At 60.6% G+C, this 17957-nt stretch carries 17 protein-coding genes; 7 read left to right on the top strand and 10 right to left on the bottom strand.

What is annotated here, in order from left to right:
* Positions 1 to 201: 201 nt before the first annotated feature.
* From ACRER8_RS23860 to ACRER8_RS23845, 4 genes are all read right to left on the bottom strand, one after another.
* A complete protein-coding gene (locus tag ACRER8_RS23860) occupies positions 202 to 1659 on the bottom strand; it encodes an N-acyl-D-amino-acid deacylase family protein (RefSeq protein ID WP_431748638.1) in 1458 nt (485 codons plus the stop codon).
* 3 nt (positions 1660 to 1662) lie between these two features.
* The gene (locus tag ACRER8_RS23855) at positions 1663 to 2523 is read right to left on the bottom strand and encodes a MurR/RpiR family transcriptional regulator (protein ID WP_431748637.1); all 861 of its coding nucleotides are present in this window, start codon (positions 2521 to 2523) and stop codon (positions 1663 to 1665) included.
* The gene (locus ACRER8_RS23850; RefSeq protein WP_431748636.1) at positions 2524 to 3876 is read right to left on the bottom strand and encodes a gluconate:H+ symporter; all 1353 of its coding nucleotides are present in this window, start codon (positions 3874 to 3876) and stop codon (positions 2524 to 2526) included. It lies immediately after the preceding gene.
* Between the two features lie 411 nt (positions 3877 to 4287).
* Positions 4288 to 5259, bottom strand: a complete 972-nt coding sequence (locus ACRER8_RS23845) for a GlxA family transcriptional regulator (protein ID WP_431748639.1) — start codon at positions 5257 to 5259, stop codon at positions 4288 to 4290.
* A gap of 127 nt (positions 5260 to 5386) precedes the next feature.
* Here ACRER8_RS23845 and ACRER8_RS23840 point away from each other — a divergent pair, with 127 nt between their 5' ends.
* Positions 5387 to 6067, top strand: a complete 681-nt coding sequence (locus ACRER8_RS23840; protein WP_431748635.1) for a DJ-1/PfpI family protein — start codon at positions 5387 to 5389, stop codon at positions 6065 to 6067.
* On the opposite strand, the gene ACRER8_RS23835 is transcribed toward ACRER8_RS23840, so the two are convergent.
* Positions 6064 to 6687, bottom strand: a complete 624-nt coding sequence (locus ACRER8_RS23835) for a TetR/AcrR family transcriptional regulator (protein WP_431748634.1) — start codon at positions 6685 to 6687, stop codon at positions 6064 to 6066. The genes ACRER8_RS23840 and ACRER8_RS23835 overlap by 4 nt on opposite strands.
* 243 nt (positions 6688 to 6930) lie before the next feature.
* Between ACRER8_RS23835 and ACRER8_RS23830 the strand changes: the two genes are divergently transcribed.
* Entirely contained in the window at positions 6931 to 8028 is a 1098-nt protein-coding gene (locus ACRER8_RS23830; protein ID WP_431748633.1) for an MBL fold metallo-hydrolase, read from the top strand.
* 124 nt (positions 8029 to 8152) lie between these two features.
* Here the strand turns inward: ACRER8_RS23830 and ACRER8_RS23825 are convergent, their stop codons facing one another.
* The 3 genes from ACRER8_RS23825 to ACRER8_RS23815 form a co-directional block, all read right to left on the bottom strand.
* Complete coding sequence (locus tag ACRER8_RS23825; RefSeq protein ID WP_431748632.1) at positions 8153 to 8317, bottom strand: hypothetical protein; 165 nt, start codon at positions 8315 to 8317, stop codon at positions 8153 to 8155.
* A 37-nt stretch (positions 8318 to 8354) separates the two neighbouring features.
* A complete protein-coding gene (locus tag ACRER8_RS23820) occupies positions 8355 to 9908 on the bottom strand; it encodes an FAD-dependent oxidoreductase (RefSeq protein ID WP_431748631.1) in 1554 nt (517 codons plus the stop codon).
* A 200-nt stretch (positions 9909 to 10108) separates the two neighbouring features.
* Entirely contained in the window at positions 10109 to 10597 is a 489-nt protein-coding gene (locus tag ACRER8_RS23815; protein WP_431748630.1) for a GFA family protein, read from the bottom strand.
* Between the two features lie 281 nt (positions 10598 to 10878).
* On the opposite strand from ACRER8_RS23815, the gene ACRER8_RS23810 reads away from it, so the two are divergent.
* Complete coding sequence (locus tag ACRER8_RS23810; RefSeq protein ID WP_431748629.1) at positions 10879 to 12123, top strand: AGE family epimerase/isomerase; 1245 nt, start codon at positions 10879 to 10881, stop codon at positions 12121 to 12123.
* A complete protein-coding gene (locus ACRER8_RS23805) occupies positions 12120 to 12734 on the top strand; it encodes an LpxA family transferase (protein ID WP_431748628.1) in 615 nt (204 codons plus the stop codon). The genes ACRER8_RS23810 and ACRER8_RS23805 overlap by 4 nt, the downstream gene beginning before the upstream one ends.
* 232 nt (positions 12735 to 12966) lie before the next feature.
* Here ACRER8_RS23805 and ACRER8_RS23800 read toward each other — a convergent pair whose 3' ends face one another.
* A complete protein-coding gene (locus ACRER8_RS23800) occupies positions 12967 to 14064 on the bottom strand; it encodes an AbrB family transcriptional regulator (RefSeq protein WP_431748627.1) in 1098 nt (365 codons plus the stop codon).
* 104 nt (positions 14065 to 14168) lie between these two features.
* Between ACRER8_RS23800 and ACRER8_RS23795 the strand changes: the two genes are divergently transcribed.
* Both ACRER8_RS23795 and ACRER8_RS23790 read left to right on the top strand, forming a co-directional pair.
* Positions 14169 to 15071, top strand: a complete 903-nt coding sequence (locus ACRER8_RS23795) for a LysR family transcriptional regulator (RefSeq protein WP_431748626.1) — start codon at positions 14169 to 14171, stop codon at positions 15069 to 15071.
* A gap of 85 nt (positions 15072 to 15156) precedes the next feature.
* Entirely contained in the window at positions 15157 to 15372 is a 216-nt protein-coding gene (locus ACRER8_RS23790; RefSeq protein WP_431748625.1) for a hypothetical protein, read from the top strand.
* 148 nt (positions 15373 to 15520) lie between these two features.
* Here ACRER8_RS23790 and ACRER8_RS23785 read toward each other — a convergent pair whose 3' ends face one another.
* Positions 15521 to 16027: a nucleoside 2-deoxyribosyltransferase gene (locus tag ACRER8_RS23785; protein ID WP_431748624.1), complete on the bottom strand. Its 507-nt coding sequence runs from the start codon at positions 16025 to 16027 to the stop codon at positions 15521 to 15523.
* A gap of 153 nt (positions 16028 to 16180) precedes the next feature.
* Between ACRER8_RS23785 and ACRER8_RS23780 the strand changes: the two genes are divergently transcribed.
* On the top strand, positions 16181 to 17920 hold the full coding sequence (locus ACRER8_RS23780; protein ID WP_431748623.1) for a VRR-NUC domain-containing protein: 1740 nt from the start codon (positions 16181 to 16183) through the stop codon (positions 17918 to 17920).
* Positions 17921 to 17957: the final 37 nt, after the last annotated feature.

Here is a 17957-nt window from a genome sequence, read left to right as displayed (position 1 = left end):
TCCCCAGCAAGCCGGCTCCTACGGTAATGCGCTGCTGACGCCCGGTGTGTCAGCCAACGTCCATGCCGCTGACACACCGCTGTTGGCCAGCAAGCCGGCTCCTACGGTAATGCGCTGCTGACGCCCGGTGTGTCAGCCAACGTCCATGCCGCTGACACACCGCTGTTCGCCAGCAAGCCGGCTCCTACAGGTAAGGCGTTGCTAGCTGAACCCCTTCACCAATGACCCGCTCCTCGGCAAAAACCGTCCCTGCCGTTCACCTTGCGATTTTCCTTCGGCATAACTCAAATGCCCATTCACCCAGACCCCGTGGATGCCCTCGGCGGGACGCTTGGGCTCCTCGAAATCAGCGACGTCGCGCACGGTTGCGGCGTCGAACAGCACCAGATCCGCCCAATACCCCTCACGAATGAATCCACGCTCATGCAAGCCAAAGCGCGTGGCGGTCAGGCCGGTCATCTTGTGGATGGCTGTGTGGAGCGGGAATAGCCCCAGATCGCGACTGAAGTGCCCCAGTACCCTGGGGAATGCGCCCCATAGACGCGGGTGCGGAAACGGATCTTCGGGTAGACCGTCCGAGCCGATCATCGACAGCGGGTGCTTCATGATGTTCTGCACATCATTTTCGTCCATGCCGTAATACACCGCGCCAGCCGGCTGCAATTTGCGCGCGGCGTCCCGCAACGACAGGCCCCAGTCAGCGGCAATCTCTTTCAGATCGCGTCCGCCCTGATCTGGATGCGGCGTTGACCAGGTGATGGTGATGCGGAAGGCGTCAGTGACCTGTTTCAAATCCAGCGTCGAAGAACTGGCGGCGTAGGGATAGCAATCACAGCCCACCGGATGAGTCAGTGCGGCCTTTTCCAGCGATGCCAGCAGCTGCGGACTACGTCCCCAGTTGCCTGCGCCCGCGCATTTCAGATGGGAAATCACTACCGGCGATCTGGCATGCCGGCCGATATCGAACGCTTCCTCCATCGCCTCCAGTACCGGCTCGAATTCGCTGCGCAAGTGAGTGGTGTACACCGCGCCAAACGCCGTCAATTCCTCGGCCAGTTGCTTGACCTCGTCGGTTTCCGCCGAATAGGCCGAGGCATAGGCCAGGCCCGTCGACAGCCCCAGCGCGCCATCCTGCAGGCTCTCGCGTAACTGCTCGCGCATGGCGTTGATTTCTGCGGGTTTCGCGGTGCGGAACAGGTCGTCCAGATGATTGCTGCGCAGCGCCGTGTGGCCGATCAATGCGGCGACGTTGACGGCTGGACGTGCCTGATCCACAGCGTTGCGATAGTCGCTGAAACGCGGGTAGGCGAAGGCCGCAGCCGGGCCCAGCAGGTTCATCGGATCCGGCGGATCGCCTGCCAGCGTCACCGGCGAGGCACTGATGCCGCAGTTGCCGACAATCACGGTGGTCACCCCCTGAGTGATCTTCGGCAACATCTCGGGTTGGCGAATCACCACCGTGTCATCGTGGGTATGGACGTCGATGAAACCCGGCGCCAGCACCCGGCCAGCGGCATTGACCTCTTCGCTCGCCGAAGCACCGTTCAGATCGCCGATGTGCTGGATACGCCCGTCGCCAATCGCCACGTCGGCGCGATAGCCGGGGCTGTCGCTGCCGTCGATCACCAGCGCATCGCGAATGATCAGATCGTAAAGCATGGTTCAGTCTCCAAGCGGCAGGCCGTCTTCGCCGCCGCGGTAGTCATCGAGGGCCAGCTTGATACGGCGCAGGCGTTCCTGATTATCGTCAGGGGCAATCAGCGCCAGTTCCGTGGCCAGCACGTCGATGGTCAGCAGCATGCCGTAGCGTGCCGCCGTGGGTTTGTAGATGAAATTGGTTTCGGCAATCTGCAGCGGCAGCAGGACGTCGGCGAGGGCCGCAAGCGGCGAGCCGGGCAGGGTGATCGCCAGAATCTTCGCGCCGTAGCTGCGGGCAAGCCCCACAGCATCCAGCAGTTCCGGGGTGCGTCCACTCAGCGAACAGACGATCAGACGGTTGTCGGGGCCAAGAGTCGCGGCGATCAAACGCATCATCACCGGGTCGCGGCAGGCGGCGATGGGGTAGCCGAGACGCACGAGGCGGGTCTGCAACTCTTCGCTGCACAGGCTGGAACAGCCGCCCATGCCGAAGCTGTGGAGCATGCGCGCCGGGGTCAACAAGGCCACGGCATCCTTGAAGCGGGCGTCGTCGAAACCCGCCAGATGCTGACGCAGCGTCGATTCGATATCCCTGACAATCTGCGTGAAAAACGCCGACTGTTCCGGTGCCTGTTCAGGCTTGAGAAAGCGGCTGCCGACGCCACTGGCCTGGGCCAGTTGCAAACGCAGATCACGTAGATCCTTGCAGCCGACTGTGCGGGCGAAGCGCGACAGCGTGGCACTGCTGACTTCGGCGCGGGTGGCCAGTTCATCGAGGCTGGCGCTGGCGGAAAAGGCGACATCGCTGAGAATCAGCCTGGCGATGCGGCCTTCGCCAGCGCTGAACGAGTCCTGCCGAGCGCGGATCTGATACAGAATGTCCACTCAGAGCACCTGCGCCAGACCGAGAGTGAGGACGAAGGCGATTACAGAGATCAGCGTCTCCAGTACCGTCCAGGTCTTGAAAGTCTGCGCCACGGTCATGTTGAAGTACTCCTTGATAAGCCAGAAACCGCCGTCGTTGACGTGGGAAAAGATCACCGAGCCCGCGCCAGTCGCCAACACCAGCAACTCCGGATGTGGATAGCCCAGCCCCATCGCCACCGGCGCAACGATACCGGAGGCGGTAGTCATCGCCACGGTCGCCGAGCCGGTGGCTACCCGCATCAACGCTGCGAACAGCCAGCCCATGAGCAGTGGCGACAGGTGGAAGTCCTGCGCCAGGCCGACGATTTCGTTGGTCACGCCGCTGTCGACCAGAATCCGGTTCAGACCGCCACCGGCGCCGACCAGCAGCGTGATGCTCGCGGTTGGCGCCAGGCATTCCTGGGTGAATTTGAGGATCGAGTCACGGTTGAAGCCCTGCGCGATGCCCAGGGTCCAGAAGCTTAGCAAGGTCGCCAGCAGCAGGGCGATCACCGAATTGCCGATGAACAGCAGCAAACTGTTGAAAGCGCTGCCCGGCGTTGAAATCAGGTTGGCCCAGCCGCCCAGGAGCATCAGCAGGACCGGCAGCAGAATGGTCGCCATGGTGATGGCGAATCCAGGCAGTTGCTTGCGGGGTTCGCGCTCCAGAAACTGTTGCGCCAGCGGGTTCTCGTCGGGCAGATGAATGCGTGGCGCGATGAATCTGGCGTAGACCGGGCCGGCGATGATCGCGGTGGGGATGCCGATCAGGATCGCGTAGAACAGGGTCTGGCCCACCGAGGCCTGGTACGCCTGCACTGCCAGCATCGCCGCCGGGTGAGGGGGCACCAGCGCATGGACCACCGAAAGGCCGGCAACCATTGGCAGGCCGACCATCAGAATCGAAACCCCGACCCGGCGCGCGACAGTGAAAGCAATCGGCACTAGCAGCACGAAGCCAACTTCGAAGAACAGCGGCAAGCCGACGAGGAAGGCGATGCAGACCATCGCCCAGTGCGCATTACGCTCGCCGAAGCGGTCGATCAGGGTGCGCGCCACCTGCTCGGCGCCGCCGGACTCGGCCATCATCTTGCCAAGCATGGTGCCCAGCGCAACGACCAGCGCGATATGGCCCAGCGTCTTACCCACCCCGCCTTCATAGGAAGCGACCACCGAGGTCGCGGGCATTCCGGCAACTAGCGCCAGACCGACCGAAACCAGAGTGATGACTACGAACGGGTTAAGACGAAAGCGAGCGATCAGTACGATCAGGGCGATGATCGCGATGGCGGCATAGACCAACAGGGACAGGCTGGTAGAGGGAGGAGGCATGCAACGTTCCTTGCAGAGAAAGTGAAAAGTCAGGGCTTGGCGCGGCGGTCAGTCCGCACGCAGGCAAGCAGTGAAAACAGTCTCGGCAGTGGGTATCGCTAAAGGCTTACGGGGAACAGCATGGGTCCAGAAATGACGATCACAGGCAGGCATTATTTTTATCTCTGATTTCGTGATGAAAATTAAATTACACGAAAACCGATAAAAATATCAATTTATGAAAATTAATTTCTTTCGATGGACGATGGTTTTCTGCGTTTCGATGCCGTTGGCGGGGTAAGAATCTGCTGTGAGCGCGAATTTATTCGCGAGACGGCGGCACTGACGACGCCTCTCTAGCAACTGTTACATCCATCGCGACTGTATTCTCCCTCACAGACGGCTCGGCGTTGTCCTCGCTGTCGGCAACATTCATCCCGCACTGAATCGCTCCCGATACGCTTGCGGCGACACCGACACCGCCCGCATGAAGCTGCGGCGCAGGGTTTCTTCGCTGCCGAATCCGCACCGATCGGCGATCCGCTTGATCGGCAGCGCGCTGTCCCCCAGCAATCGGCGCGCAGCTTCGACGCGCAGTTGTTCAATCGACCGCGCCGGGGTATTGCCGGTGTGGGCGCGGTAGTGACGCATGAAGCTGCGCTCGCTCATACCCACCTGCGCAGCCAGGGTCGCGACGGACAGGTCGCTGGCCAGGTTGTCGAGAATCCACGCATGCAGATCCGCGAATCGACTGTCCTGGCACTGCGTGGCGTGTTGCATCGACAGCGCGGTGCTGAACTGTGACTGACCACCGGGCCGCTTGAGGAACACCACCAGATCCCGCGCCACCGCCAACGCGACATGGCGTCCGAGATCGGCTTCCACCATCGCCAGCGCCAGGTCGATGCCCGCCGTAACCCCGGCCGAAGTCCACAGCGCGCCTTCGTTGATGAAAATCGGCTCCGCATCGACCTGCAATGCCGGGAAGCGGCGGGCGAGTTCATCGCAGCTGTCCCAGTGAGTGACCACCCGATGACCATTCAGCACACCTGCTTCGGCCAGCAGGAAGGCGCCGGTGCACACCGATGCGACCCGCCGCGCAGTCCGCGACCGCTCGCGCACCCAGCGCAACAGCTCTTCATCCAGCAGCGCGGTGTGCACGCCACGGCCGCCGGCGATGATCAGCGTGTCCGAAGGCGTCTGTGGCAGTGGATGAGTGTGCAGTCCCAGCCCGGCGGAAGACACCACGCTGGCTTGTTGCCTGGCTATGACGATGGGCGAGTAGGGCATCACCAGCCCGTTTTCCGCGGCATGCACGTTGGCCGAAGCGAAGACCTGGAGTGGCCCGGTGACATCCAAGAGCTGCACGTCAGGGAAGGCCAGGATGTGTATCGGCTTGGGCATAACCGTCATGATGGGGCTCGGCGACAAGGTTGGCGGAATTTGTGGGTCTTATGGCGTATCCGCCAGAGCGTATCTGGCTACAGTGATTTCGTCCACTTACCCACCTTCCAATCAGGAGCAACCCCTCATGACTCTGCACATCGGCCTGCTGGTATTTCCCAAGGTTCAACAGCTGGACCTCACCGGCCCCTACGATGTATTCGCCAGCATGCCCGGCGTGACGGTGCACCTGGTCTGGAAGAACCTCGATCCGCTGTTGTCCAGCACCGGGCTGAGCCTGCTGCCTACCCAGACCTTCGACGGTTGCCCGGATCTGGACGTCATCTGCGTGCCCGGGGGCGTAGGTATCGATGTACTGCTGGAGGACGCCCAGACCCTGGCCTTCATCAGGCAGCAAGCCACGAAGGCGCAATACGTCACGTCGGTCTGTACCGGTGCGCTGGTGCTCGGTGCGGCCGGTTTGCTTGAAGGCAAGCGCGCCACGACGCATTGGGCGTCCCACAGTTTGCTGGAGAAATTCGGCGCGATCCCCGTTCATGAGCGCGTGGTGCGCGACGGCAATCTGATGACCGGCGGAGGCGTAACAGCGGGTATCGATTTCGCTCTGACGCTGATCAGCGAAATTTTCGACGCCGACACGTCCCAGGCCATCCAGCTGCAAATCGAATATGCGCCGGCGCCGCCTTTCGACGCCGGTCGTCCGGAAACCGCGCCCGCTCATGTGTTGGCTCTCGCCCGGGAGCGCGCAGCTGCAGGGCTTGAGGCGCGTCGGCGGATCGTTGAGCGAGTGACTGCGACCGGTCGTTAAACCGCCTGCGCCGGGATTTCATACCAGCAGAGAAACAGGTCCAGCGCTGATTCCACCACTGAGTCCTGTTTTTCCGGTGTCAGTAGCGGTTCGTTGAGCGTGACCTGAGGCCAGAAGGCGAATGCCTTGAGCAGGGCGTGGATTTGCGAAGCGGCGAAGCCTGGTTCGACGGCCTTGAGGCGGCCGTCCTGCTGGGCGCCGCGCACCCACACAGTGAAGCTTTCTTCGCGCTCATTGAGGCGGTTGACCCAGACCTGCGCGCGTTCGGGGGAGTGAATGGTCGCGCCAATGGCAACCCGTGCCAGGTCGATGAAATTGCTGTCGCCGAGGGTTTTCATCTTGGCATTGAACAATTCGCGCAGTTGATCACGCAGAGGGATGCCAGGACGATACGAGGCGTCAGGCTGCGCGGCGGCGCGAGCCCACAGGCGCTGGAGCATTTCGGAAAACAGCTCTTCCTTGCTGGGAAAATGGTTGTACACCGTGCGTTTGGAGACCTGCGCACGGGCTGCGATGCGGTCCATGCTGGTGACTTCGAAACCGTTGTCGCGGAATTCGGCAATGGCGGCCTGAACAATGGATTCACGTTTTCGGTCGGTCAGGCGCAGCGGAAGGTTCATGGCATCGCTTCTAAGAGGTTAAGCGAGGTCAGCCTGGCGCGGTGTGGCCCCGGCAAGATGACCCGGCAAGAAAATTACACCGAGCAGTTTACTTCGCTTTGAAGATCGTGCAAGCTTGAAACTACACTGTGTAGTGTAAAAGCCGGTTACAACTTCACGCTTACTTCTTTCCTTCGTATGTAACATTCTGCAATGCGTCCGCCATTGCAGAAACCGTCACCCGTTTCATGGAGTCAGCCCATCATGGCCTCGATCGAAAAAAACCTCGATAACGCTGCTTCGTTGCCTGTCCTTACCCAAGAGGAGGGCCGATATCGCAACCACAAGCCGATGAAGCGCTCCGGGTTTTTGAAGACGATGCGCCTTTTCTGGAACGCCATGGTCAACAAGCCCCGCCACACACGCCCGAGGGGTGAGATCCCGGTTCAGCCGCTGTCCCGTCAGCAACTGCTGGCAGCGCCGAACAACACGGTGTATCGCCTGGGGCACTCGACGGTGCTGTTGAAGTTGCGCGATCAGTATTTCCTCACCGACCCCGTCTTTGCCGAGCGTGCGTCGCCTATTCAATGGGCCGGGCCGCAACGCTTTCACCAACCGCCGATCAGCCTGGAAGAACTGCCGCCACTCAAGGCCGTGATCCTCTCGCACAACCACTACGATCACTTGGACCACATGAGCATTCAGGTGCTCAAGGACAAGGCCGAGCATTTCGTCACGCCGTTGGGGGTTGGCGATACGCTGATCGAGTGGGGCGTACCGGCGACAAAAGTGCAGCAATTGAACTGGTGGCAGGCCACGGAAATCCACGGCATCCGCTTCGTTGCAACGCCCGCACAGCATTTTTCCGGACGCGGGCTGCGCGACGCTAACCACACGCTCTGGGCTTCGTGGGTGATGATCGACGGTGAGCAGCGGATTTTCTTCAGCGGCGACACCGGTTACCACGACGGCTTCAAGCTGATCGGCGAGCAATACGGCCCCTTCGACCTGACGCTCATGGAGACGGGTGCCTACAACGTCAGTTGGCCGGACGTGCACATGCAGCCGGAAGAAACCCTTCGGGCGCATATCGACCTGCGTGGCAAATGGCTGCTGCCGATCCACAATGGGACCTTCGATCTGGCGATGCACGCTTGGCACGAACCGTTCGACCGGATTCTGAGCCTGGCTTGGGATCGCAGCATCGCCATTACCACGCCGGAAATGGGCCAACCGTTCTATATCGACTATCCGAGCCGTGGTGAGCCATGGTGGATGAAGGTCGAGAAAGCCGTCGAAACGGCCGCTCCTCGTTGCTATGGTCGCCGCTGCAATCGCCAGCCGGCTGCCAGTCGTGGGTGATGTGAACTCAAGCAATAGCAGCACGGCCTTCCGGCAGCAGCGTCGTCAATATCACCATCGCCGGCACGCCGTGCTGCCAGAAAGATCGCGAATTCAAACTATCACGCGATTGGCTGTACGCCGGTCAAGGTTTGTCCTGATTGCGGTCCTTGTCCCGATCCTGGCCTTCAGGAGCCTCGGGATGCCGAGGCTGTTCACCTTGCTGATTGGCATTTTTGTGCTGATCGCCGACTTTACCGGCGTTCCCCGGCTCATGATTCAGGTCTTCGCGGTTGGATTCTTTAGGCATTGCTCATTCTCCTGTGAGGGTGTCCTGGTCGGCGCTTTCAGGCGTCGTCACTCATCTGCTTGATCAACATCAGCGCTTCGTCCTTGGACAAAGGTTGTTTCATGCGTTCGGCAAGCAAGGCCATTGCGCGTTCACGCTGGCAACCGACGACAGCCGCCACGACGTCGTGCTTGCAGAGGAGCGCGAGGAATTCAAAGCGTTCCGGCTCGCCAACATAGACGATGTCGTCCCATTCATCGGCATGGCCCAGATAGTCCAGTCGCTTGCCGAAATGGAAAGTCCAGAAAAACGGCACGTCAACGTACTGTTTCTCTGCGCCCAGCATGTTGCTCGCCGCTATGCGCGCGTGCTGCTGAGCCAGGCGCCAATGTTCTATGCGCTGGGGCTGGCCGTTGATGGGGAAGGTCGCGATGTCGCCCGCCGCCCAAAGATCCTTGCCCGCCTTCATACCGGAGTCCACCGTCAGCGAGCCGTCTTCCTCAAGCTGAAGGCCGTCGATGAACTGGGTGGCCGGGGTGACGCCAATGCCGATCAGTGCCAGGTCCACCGGCAACCGCTCGCCATTGCTGAGCACGGCAGTCTCCAGACGTTTCTTTCCGGCATATCCATCGCCTTCAAAGCGGCTGACATCGACGTGGGTGCGGAACAGCACGCCGTTTTGCTCATGCAGCGAGCGGAAGGCTTTGCCGATTCGCTCACCGAACTGGGCGGCGAAGGGCACCTCGTGACGGGCGAGAATCGTTACGTTGACCCCATGTTTGCGCAGGGCAGACGCAGCCTCCAGACCAATGAAGCTGTCGCCGACAATCAGCGCTTGCTTGCCTGGTTGAGCGGCATCGAGAATTTTCTTCGCGTCCTCCCGAGAACGCAGCGTCAACACTTGCGGTAAATCGGCACCGATCAGTGGCAGAGCGCGCGGCTCGCCACCGGTGGTGATCAACGCCGCGTCATAAGCGAAGCGGCGTCCGTCGGCGAGCGTCAGGCGTTTGTTGACGACATCCAGCTTCATCACCTCACCTTGAATGCGCTCGATGCGGTTCTCTTCATAAAAGGCGTCTTCGCGCAAAGGCGGCGTTTCGTCGGGACGCATATCGGCTGCAAGCACGAATTTGCTGAGCGCGGTTCGGTCGTAGCCGGGCTTGGTCTCCCGGTCGATCAGCAGCAGCCGTCCGTTGAAGTTCTTTTCTCGCAGGGCACAGGCGGCAGCGGTTCCTGAGGCGCCAGCGCCTATCACGACAAAGCAGCGATCATCGTCAGGCAAGGTCTCACAGCGCCTTTCCATGGGCTGATCGTCGACGTGAATCTGATCTTCAAGGACCTGCAGCGGATAGCGGATCAGCGCGTCCAGGGCCGGGGGCTCGCACAAGTGTCCGTCCGAGATCGCGAATTGCGCCTTGTGCCAAGGACAGATCAGATGGCCATTGCAGACCGCTCCATCCGCTAGCGGTGCACCGGCGTGCGGGCATTCGGCCTGATAGGCGCGAACCTCGTCGCCATGCCGCACCAGTAAAATCTTTTTCTCGCCAACTTCAACCTGAATCCCGCGATCTTGACGAAGATCGGCCAGGCTAGCGACTCGATGCATTGGCATATTAAGTTTCTCCCAGGCTTTCATTTGGGAGTGGGGGGCGGTTCAAGAGGTTCAGAGAAGTTGATGGAGCGTTGCAAGATGGTTTGGCAGATTCGCCGGCCGACACCATTCCTGTAGCAGTCCGGCTTGCCGCGGCAGCGATTTCGAGGGCATCACCGTCGGCAAGCCGGACTGCTACACGGAGGATTGATGCGATCGTCTTAGCGAATCAGTCCCAAGCGCTCATGCCACTCGGCAATCGATTCTTGGGGAAAGTGCTCGAACTCCTGATCCTTCTTCCCGGCCTCGACCTCGACCCATGATGCCTTGGAGTCCAGCAACAGATGGGTATGTTCCGGCGGGGTCGGCAAGGGCGTATCGATCGCCGAAGCGAACGGGTGGATCAGATCCGGCCATTCCGGGCTGAACAGCCACAGCCCGCTGCCGCACTGTTTGCAGAAATGCCGCTCGGCGCTGCTGGTATGGACGTGCTTGTGGTCACCGTCGCGCATTTTTGCGTGATAGATGGCGATGCTGTTCTTACCCTTGACCTTCAGGGTTTTTGCATCGCCGCCAAGATTGATCGAATAGCCGCCTCCGCCCTGGGTCTTGCGGCAGATCGAGCAGTAGCAGCGTTGATAAGGGTAGGGGTGGGCGCTCGTCAGACTGAACTCCACCGCGCCGCAATGGCATGAACCTTCCAGATGCATGATTCGTCTCCGTTTGCAGGAATGTTGACTCTTAGCTCTAGACCTCATGCCGTGCCGAGGTTCGATGTTTTGTCGAACAGGCGTTCGGATTCTTCATGAGCCAGTGCTGAAGCAGCGGTCGCTGGCGTCGACGGACGCTGCGGCATTGCGGAAGATGCAGACCAACCTGCTTAAAGGTTTCACCTCATTCACTTGCCTGTACCCGGCATTGGCTTGCATGATTCTCCCCGACTAATAATTCCTGGCGGGCTGAACCTGCCGAGCAGATAGGTGACAAGGCAATGGATGATGTGAATCGTGGTTTCAGCAGTTGGTTGCGCTCCCCTGGACACAAGGCCTGGCTGGCGCAAGAGGGCAATCGCCTGTTGGCGTTCGCCAAGGCGTCAAGGATGCCTCAGGGGTTTGGCAACCTGGACGATCAGGGCCGGCTGCCAGCAGACGCAGTGGCCGAGACCATGAACACCGCCCGCATGACCCACAGTTTCGCGCTGGCCCATATCAACGGCATCCCCGGCTGCGCCGAACTGGTCGATCACGGTGTCGCCGCGCTGGCCGGACCGCTGCGTGATGCCGAGCACGGCGGCTGGTTCGCCAAGCCCACGCAAGCGGGTGGCGATACGGGTAAGGCTGCTTATCTGCATGCCTTTGTCGCGTTGGCCGCCAGTTCTGCCGTCGTCGCGCAACGTCCTGGCGCCAAAGCCTTGCTGGAGCAGGCGATCCAGGTCATCACCCAGCACTTCTGGAGCGAAGAAGAGGGCGCCATGCGTGAATCCTTTTCGCGCGATTGGAGCGATGAAGAAAGCTATCGCGGCGCCAACAGCAACATGCACAGCACCGAAGCCTTCCTCGCACTGGCTGATGTCACCGGCGATGCGCGCTGGCTGGATCGCGCGCTGAGCATCGTTGAGCGGGTCATTCATCAACATGCTGGCGCCAATAAGCATCAGGTGATCGAGCACTTCACTCTGCAATGGCAGCCGATTCCGGAATACAACGCCGACAAGCCTGACGACGGTTTTCGCCCCTATGGCACCACGCCCGGCCATGCATTCGAATGGGCGAGACTGGTGCTGCATCTGGAAGCCGCAAGGCAGAAAGCCAAGCTGGAAACCCCGACATGGCTGGTGGAAGACGCGCGGCTGCTGTTCGAAAACGCTTGCCGTTACGGATGGGACGTCGATGGCGCGCCAGGCATCGTCTACACCCTGGATTGGCAGAACCGGCCGGTGGTTCGCCATCGCTTGCACTGGACCCACGCCGAAGCGGCCGCAGCGTCGGCGGCGCTGCTGCAGCGCACCGGCGAGCAGCAGTATGAAACCTGGTATCGCACGTTCTGGGAATTCAACGAGACCCTGTTCGTTGATCGCGAACACGGCAGTTGGCGTCACGAGCTGAACCCGCAGAATCAGCCGAGCGCCGATATCTGGCCGGGCAAGCCGGACCTCTATCATGCCTATCAGGCCACGCTGCTGCCGGTTCTGCCGCTGGCGCAGAGCCTGGCCACCGCGTTGGAGCATCTGCAGTGATTCGTATCGGCGACTTCATCGAATCGATGGACACGTCGGCCTTGTCGCGCTGGGCGTCGCTGACGCCTTGGGAGCTGGTCACCCGAGCACCCGAAATCGTGCGGGAGTTGCTGGCAACACTGAGCGACGACTATGAAATCCGCGGCGATATCGCCGTGCACAAAACCGTCGTTGTCGAACAGGGCGCTGTGCTCAAGGGGCCGCTGATTGTCGGCGCCGATTGTTTCGTCGCCAGTGGGGCTTATTTGCGCGGCGGCTGCTGGGTCGGCGAGCGCTGCATCTTCGGCCCCGGCGCGGAACTGAAAACCTCGTTCGTGTTTGACGGCACCAAGCTTGCCCACTTCAATTTCGTTGGCGATTCGGTGCTGGGAGCGGGGGTCAATCTGGAGGCGGGCAGCATCGTCTGCAATTACCGCAACGAACGCGACGACAAGGAAGTGCGCGTGCGCATCGACGGTCGTTTGCGCGCCACCGGCTGTGAGAAGTTTGGCGCGCTGATCGGCGACCGGACCCGCATTGGCGCCAACGCCGTGTTGGCGCCAGGGGCGTTATTGGCCCAGGCGTCGATCATCCGGCGGGGCGAGGTGTTTGATGCGGAAAAGCAGGTTTGAGTTTTTAACTGCAAAAGCGGCAATAAGCTTACGCCGCAGCATTAGATTCTTGCCGAGGTCCTGGGAGCTCGGCCTGCCAGCGATCTGCCTGACGCCGCTAGGAGAATCATGCACCTCGGTCGGATTCAGGCAGACCGCATGCGTAGGTTCTACAGTCGCTTCGCGCCAGATCGCGAGCAAGCTTGCTCCTGGCGCCCTCTGAGCAGAATCAAAAGCAGAAGCGGCGTGCATATCAAGCCAACCGCTGCGTCACCCGAATCACCTGCCGCGCTATGTAGGCGCCGGTGACGATCACCCCGAACAGGCGCAGCGTCTGCATGGCCAGCACGAAGCCGACATCCGAGTGAGTGTCGATGGCAATGATCGCCATGGCGTCCAGGCCGCCGGGGCTGGTGGCGAGGTACACCGAGAGGAAATCCTTGCCCATCATCGCGGCAATTGCCCAGGCGGAGATGGCGCACAGCACAATCAGCAGCAGCGCGCCCAGGATCATCGCTGGCAGTCGCCGCCATACATAGCTGATGGTGAGCCGGTCAAAGCGCAGACCGATGTAACTGCCAATGGCGCCGTAGGCGATCGCGAGCAGCCAGGTGGGCATGGTGATCTGCAGCACACCGCTCAGCTGCAGTGCGCCTCCGAGCAGCAGCGGCACCAGCAAGGCACCGGCAGGCAAGCGTGCGCCGAGGGTGACGCCTACCACGATCACCAGCAGGCTCAGACCCAGATTAAGCAGGTTGAGCCCTTGCAGCAGCGCATCGGTGCTGTGGGCGTCGGTGCCGCCAGCGTCTGCGCCAATCAGACGGCTGACCAGCGCGCCAACCATCACCACGCAGACCACTCGCACGTATTGCATGGTGGCCACGACCCGCGAATCGGCGCCGTAATCCTCGGACATCGCGACCATCGCCGAGGCCGCTCCCGGCGAAGTGCCCCACGCTGCCGTGCTGCCCTGAATGCCGCCCCAGCGCGCCAGCCCGATCCCCACCACGGCGCTGAGCACGACGGTGAGCAGGGTGGCGAAGATCATCACATGCCATGAGTGAATCGCCGCGATCAGCACGCCCATGGTCATCGAATGGGCGACCAGCACCCCGACCGTCCCTTGACCGAGACGAAAGGCGTTCTTGTGCATCCGGATTGAGGCGCCGGATACACCAAAGATAATGGCAACCAGCATCGGCCCGAGAAACAGCGCGGCGGGAACATGGAAATAGCGGAACAGTTGACCGGCGCTACCGGCCAGGAGAATGAGCAACAGCCATTGCATTAACGGATGCAGGGGTTCGAGGGAAAACGAGGTGGGGCGCGACAACGAGGATCTCCAGAGCATGGGCTGTTTCCAGATGGAATTCGGTCCAATGTGCGGAATTATCGACAGTTGAATCGATCAAGTCTATTTTCTAATAATCATGAATCGATAACTTTGGTTGATATATGGACCTGCGTGACCTCACCTATTTCGAAACCATCGCCGAGCTCGGTCATCTGGGGCGGGCAGCGGAAAAGCTCAACCGCAGCCAGCCTGCCTTGACCAAGAGCATCCAGCGACTGGAAGAGTCCTTCGGCACCAAGTTGTTTCAGCGTGACGGCCGGCGAATCAAGCTGACCCCGGTGGGTGAGTTACTGCAGGCCAGGGGCAAGATGCTGCAGCAGAGCATCGCCCAGACCCAGCGCGAGGTGCGCGACTTCGCCAGCGGCGAGGTGGGTGAGATCCGCCTGGGATGCGCCGCGACCATGGCCGAATACCTGCTGCCGGAATTGACCAATGCCTTGCTCAAGCGCTCGCCGGATATCGTCCTGAAACTGGTGATCGGTCAGGACGACATGCTCCGCGAGCAACTGCGTTCGGGGCATCTGGACATGATCATCTGCTCGCAACGCAGCGTTGAAGATGAATTCACCGCGTACCCGATCCTGACCGATGAAGCAGTGGTGATCGCCAGTCGAAATCATCCGATCTTCAATGGGCCGTTTCAGATGAGCGATCTGTGCAATTACCGTTGGGTATTGCCGCCGCCGGGGGTGTCGTCGCGGATCTGGGTCGACGAAGCCTTCGCCCGTCATGACCTGCCGTTGCCGGTGGTGCAGATCGAGGCCAACTCCATTTCCCTGCTGCCCCGACTGATCGCCCAGACCAGTCTTTTGAGCTTCATCGCCCGGGAAACGCTGGAGTATGGCAAGAACATGCAATACCTGCGTGAAGTGCCCCTGGAACCTACCACCATGACGCGGACCATTTGCGTCATCCTGCGCCGCGAGGGGTATCTATCACCCGCTGCCCATGCCATGGCGCAAATGCTGCGCGACGACGGCGGATCGTTTTTCAGCTGGGTGTGATCCCGACGCGATCAGGAGTAGCCTTGGGGTCGAATAGACAGTAACCGAATGGACAGAATCGAGTAGACCGTTGGAGAGACCTGCCATGCACGTACAGCCACACGAACACGACACGCATAATCCGACACCTTACTTGCTGAGCGACGAAGACCAGCATCACGGTGGCGACCAATCCCCTCTCAACGATGCTGACGCCGATGAAGACAGCGATCCGCAGGCGGACCTGGATCTGGGGGATCTGAGGCTCGATGAATTTGAAGATTCGGACAAGCTGGACATCGGATCGTCGACGTTGGGGTGAAGGGTATTCACGCCGATCGTTAGCCGCTCCACGACCTGTGTGGAGTGCGCTTGCTCAGGAATGCTGAGTACATCCGCCAAAGACGTTGCGCATGTACTGACCCATTCGTCAGCCAGCTCGCTCCACGGTGTCTCGCGAACTCCTTGCCTTACATATGAGCCAGATACCGCGCCAACGCCTCAACCCCGCTCTCGGCCGTCTCGCTGCTCCCGGCCCAGGTACAGGCCAGCATCAGGTTCCTAGGCAGTTGAAAATCCTCCACCTGAAAACCCTCCGCATCGAAGCCTTGCGCGTCGTGCCTGATTTGCTCGCGCAGGGTTCCGGCACTCTCGAAATACGCCCACACCGGCTTGCCCAGCGCAACCGCCATGCCCACTTCAAAGGCCGTCCCGGAATCAGGCTCGGCCCCCCGAAACGGGTTCAGGTTGGCCAGTACCCCATCACAGCCCTCGATCATGGCTATGTTGCTATTGCAGATCAGCGCGGCGGTTTCTGCCGCGGTTAGGCCCTGAGTGACCTCATTATCGAACGGATACAGCCCCTCCAGGCCATGGGCCGCGCACAGCGCTTTCAGATAGCGTCCATGTTCAACAGCATCGGCGCGAAAGACATCGAAACCCGCCAGGTAAATACGCGGTTTGGGAGAAGGAGGCATCACAGGGTCCTTGAACGGAATGTGTCGCGATTGTAGCGCCCACACCGCGTACCGTTGATCAGCCAGATCCGCCCAGATCAGAAAAAGGGGCTGGAATCTGTACGGATAACCAGTATCCTGACGCCTTTCCGTCAGCCGCAACGTGACCGCGCCGTGAGTACTTCCCCCCTCGACAATCCGTTCTATTACCTGGAGAACTTTCGCCAGGTACTGAGTTGGATCGGCCAGCGTTACGACGATCTGCTCGACGACGAAGAGCGCCGCTTCATTGAGGATTTCGCCCTGTTGCCCCAACCGGCACAGGCCTTGCTGGTGCGGATGGTCATGCGAAAGGGTGTTCTCTTCAGGGCCAGCAAACTGGCCTATGCCGAAATCGGCGATGCCCGGCAGGCGGCTTTGCCGTTGCTGGAGCGTGGTTGGGTCGATAGCCGGCCGCAGCTGGATCTTCAAGCGCTCTTCGCGCTCTTGCGCAAGGACGAACTGAGCCTGTGCTTCAAGGCTCACGGGGTAAAAAGCGCGGAGAAAAAAGCCGATCTGCTGGACCGCCTGCTGCCGCTTCATGGACACGTTCAGCCGCTGGAACAGTGGTTTGCGGGTTTTGATGAGGTGGTATTCGCTCTGCAGGTCATGCCGCTGTGTGATCGGCTGCGCCTGTTGTATTTCGGCAATCTGTATCAGGAATGGTCGGAATTCGTCCTCGCGGATCTAGGCATCTATCGCTACGAAAAGGTCGAGTTTTCTATTGAGTCGCGTGGTATTAGCCAGCGGGAAGACATCGACATTTGCCTGCATCTGCACAGTTGTCGTCAGGCGCTGGACGAGCTCGTAAATGAGAGGGAGCGACTGAGCGAACTAGCGACACAGGCGTTGGCGATTCGGACTACCAATCCATGGTTGTCCATGCGCCGCGCCAAGTTACTGTTCCAGATCGGCCATCAGGCTGAACGCCAGCAAGAGTGGCCGTTGGCGTTGAGTGTCTACGCGCAGTCCAGCTATCCCGGCGCGCGAGTGCGCAGGATTCGGGTGCTGGAGCGCAGCGAGCAATATCTGGAGGCAATGACGCTTTTGCGGCAGGCCCAGACAGCGCCGGAAAACGATGAGGAAATCCAGCACCTGTTGCGGATCCAGCCACGACTGCAGCGCAAATTGGGGCAGGGGGCTGTTCGCAAGCGTACGGCGCGCGCGGTGACAAGACTGGATCTGAGCGTGATTCCGCTGCCGGACTACAGTGTCGAGCAACTGATCCAGCTGCACCTGGCCGAGGAGGGCAGCGAGGTGCATTACGTCGAGAATGCGCTGATCAATTCGCTGTTCGGCCTGCTGTGCTGGCCGGCAGTATTCGCGCCGTTGCCGGGGGCGTTTTTCCATCCTTTCCACAGCGCGCCCAGTGATCTCTATAGTCCGGATTTCTATCAGCGCCGGGCGGCTTTGTTCGATGAGTGTCTGGCCCAACTGGACGATGAGCGCTATCTGGACGTGATTCGCAACACCTACGTGAACAAGTTCGGGCTGCAATCGCCGTTCGTGTTCTGGGGCACCCTCACGCCAGCGTTGCTGGAGCAGGCGCTGCATTGCCTGCCGGCGCAGCACCTCGAACGTTGGTTCCGCCGCCTGTTGCAAGATATAAAGGCCAATCGCACCGGCATGCCCGACCTGATCCAGTTCTACCCCGAACAGCGCAGCTACCGGATGATCGAGGTGAAAGGCCCCGGCGATCGTTTACAGGACAACCAACTGCGCTGGTTGGATTTCTGCGCCGAGCATGAGATGCCGGTGGTGGTGTGTTATGTGCAGTGGGCTGAAGAGGCGGTGTTGATGGAAACTGCTGACCGTGTTCAATTTGTAGGAGCCGGCTTGCTGGCGAAGACGTCAGACCTGACACCTCAATATTGACTGACTCGCCGCGTTCGCCAGCAAGCCGGCTCCTACA

Source organism: Pseudomonas sp. (assembly GCF_050739935.1).
Taxonomy (GTDB): domain Bacteria; phylum Pseudomonadota; class Gammaproteobacteria; order Pseudomonadales; family Pseudomonadaceae; genus Aquipseudomonas.
Note: the sequence above shows the minus strand (reverse complement) of the source record. Positions and strands in the feature narration are given on the sequence as shown.

Bases quoted from the DNA above. Each gene is read 5' to 3' on its own strand.
- ACRER8_RS23860 (WP_431748638.1), bottom strand. From the start codon at position 1,659: ATGCTTTACGATCTGATCATTCGCGATGCGCTGGTGATCGACGGCAGC.
- ACRER8_RS23850 (WP_431748636.1), bottom strand. From the start codon at position 3,876: ATGCCTCCTCCCTCTACCAGCCTGTCCCTGTTGGTCTATGCCGCCATC.
- ACRER8_RS23845 (WP_431748639.1), bottom strand. From the start codon at position 5,259: ATGCCCAAGCCGATACACATCCTGGCCTTCCCTGACGTGCAGCTCTTG.
- ACRER8_RS23840 (WP_431748635.1), top strand. From the start codon at position 5,387: ATGACTCTGCACATCGGCCTGCTGGTATTTCCCAAGGTTCAACAGCTG.
- ACRER8_RS23835 (WP_431748634.1), bottom strand. From the start codon at position 6,687: ATGAACCTTCCGCTGCGCCTGACCGACCGAAAACGTGAATCCATTGTT.
- ACRER8_RS23830 (WP_431748633.1), top strand. From the start codon at position 6,931: ATGGCCTCGATCGAAAAAAACCTCGATAACGCTGCTTCGTTGCCTGTC.
- ACRER8_RS23825 (WP_431748632.1), bottom strand. From the start codon at position 8,317: ATGCCTAAAGAATCCAACCGCGAAGACCTGAATCATGAGCCGGGGAAC.
- ACRER8_RS23820 (WP_431748631.1), bottom strand. From the start codon at position 9,908: ATGCCAATGCATCGAGTCGCTAGCCTGGCCGATCTTCGTCAAGATCGC.
- ACRER8_RS23815 (WP_431748630.1), bottom strand. From the start codon at position 10,597: ATGCATCTGGAAGGTTCATGCCATTGCGGCGCGGTGGAGTTCAGTCTG.
- ACRER8_RS23810 (WP_431748629.1), top strand. From the start codon at position 10,879: ATGGATGATGTGAATCGTGGTTTCAGCAGTTGGTTGCGCTCCCCTGGA.
- ACRER8_RS23800 (WP_431748627.1), bottom strand. From the start codon at position 14,064: ATGCTCTGGAGATCCTCGTTGTCGCGCCCCACCTCGTTTTCCCTCGAA.
- ACRER8_RS23795 (WP_431748626.1), top strand. From the start codon at position 14,169: ATGGACCTGCGTGACCTCACCTATTTCGAAACCATCGCCGAGCTCGGT.
- ACRER8_RS23790 (WP_431748625.1), top strand. From the start codon at position 15,157: ATGCACGTACAGCCACACGAACACGACACGCATAATCCGACACCTTAC.
- ACRER8_RS23785 (WP_431748624.1), bottom strand. From the start codon at position 16,027: ATGCCTCCTTCTCCCAAACCGCGTATTTACCTGGCGGGTTTCGATGTC.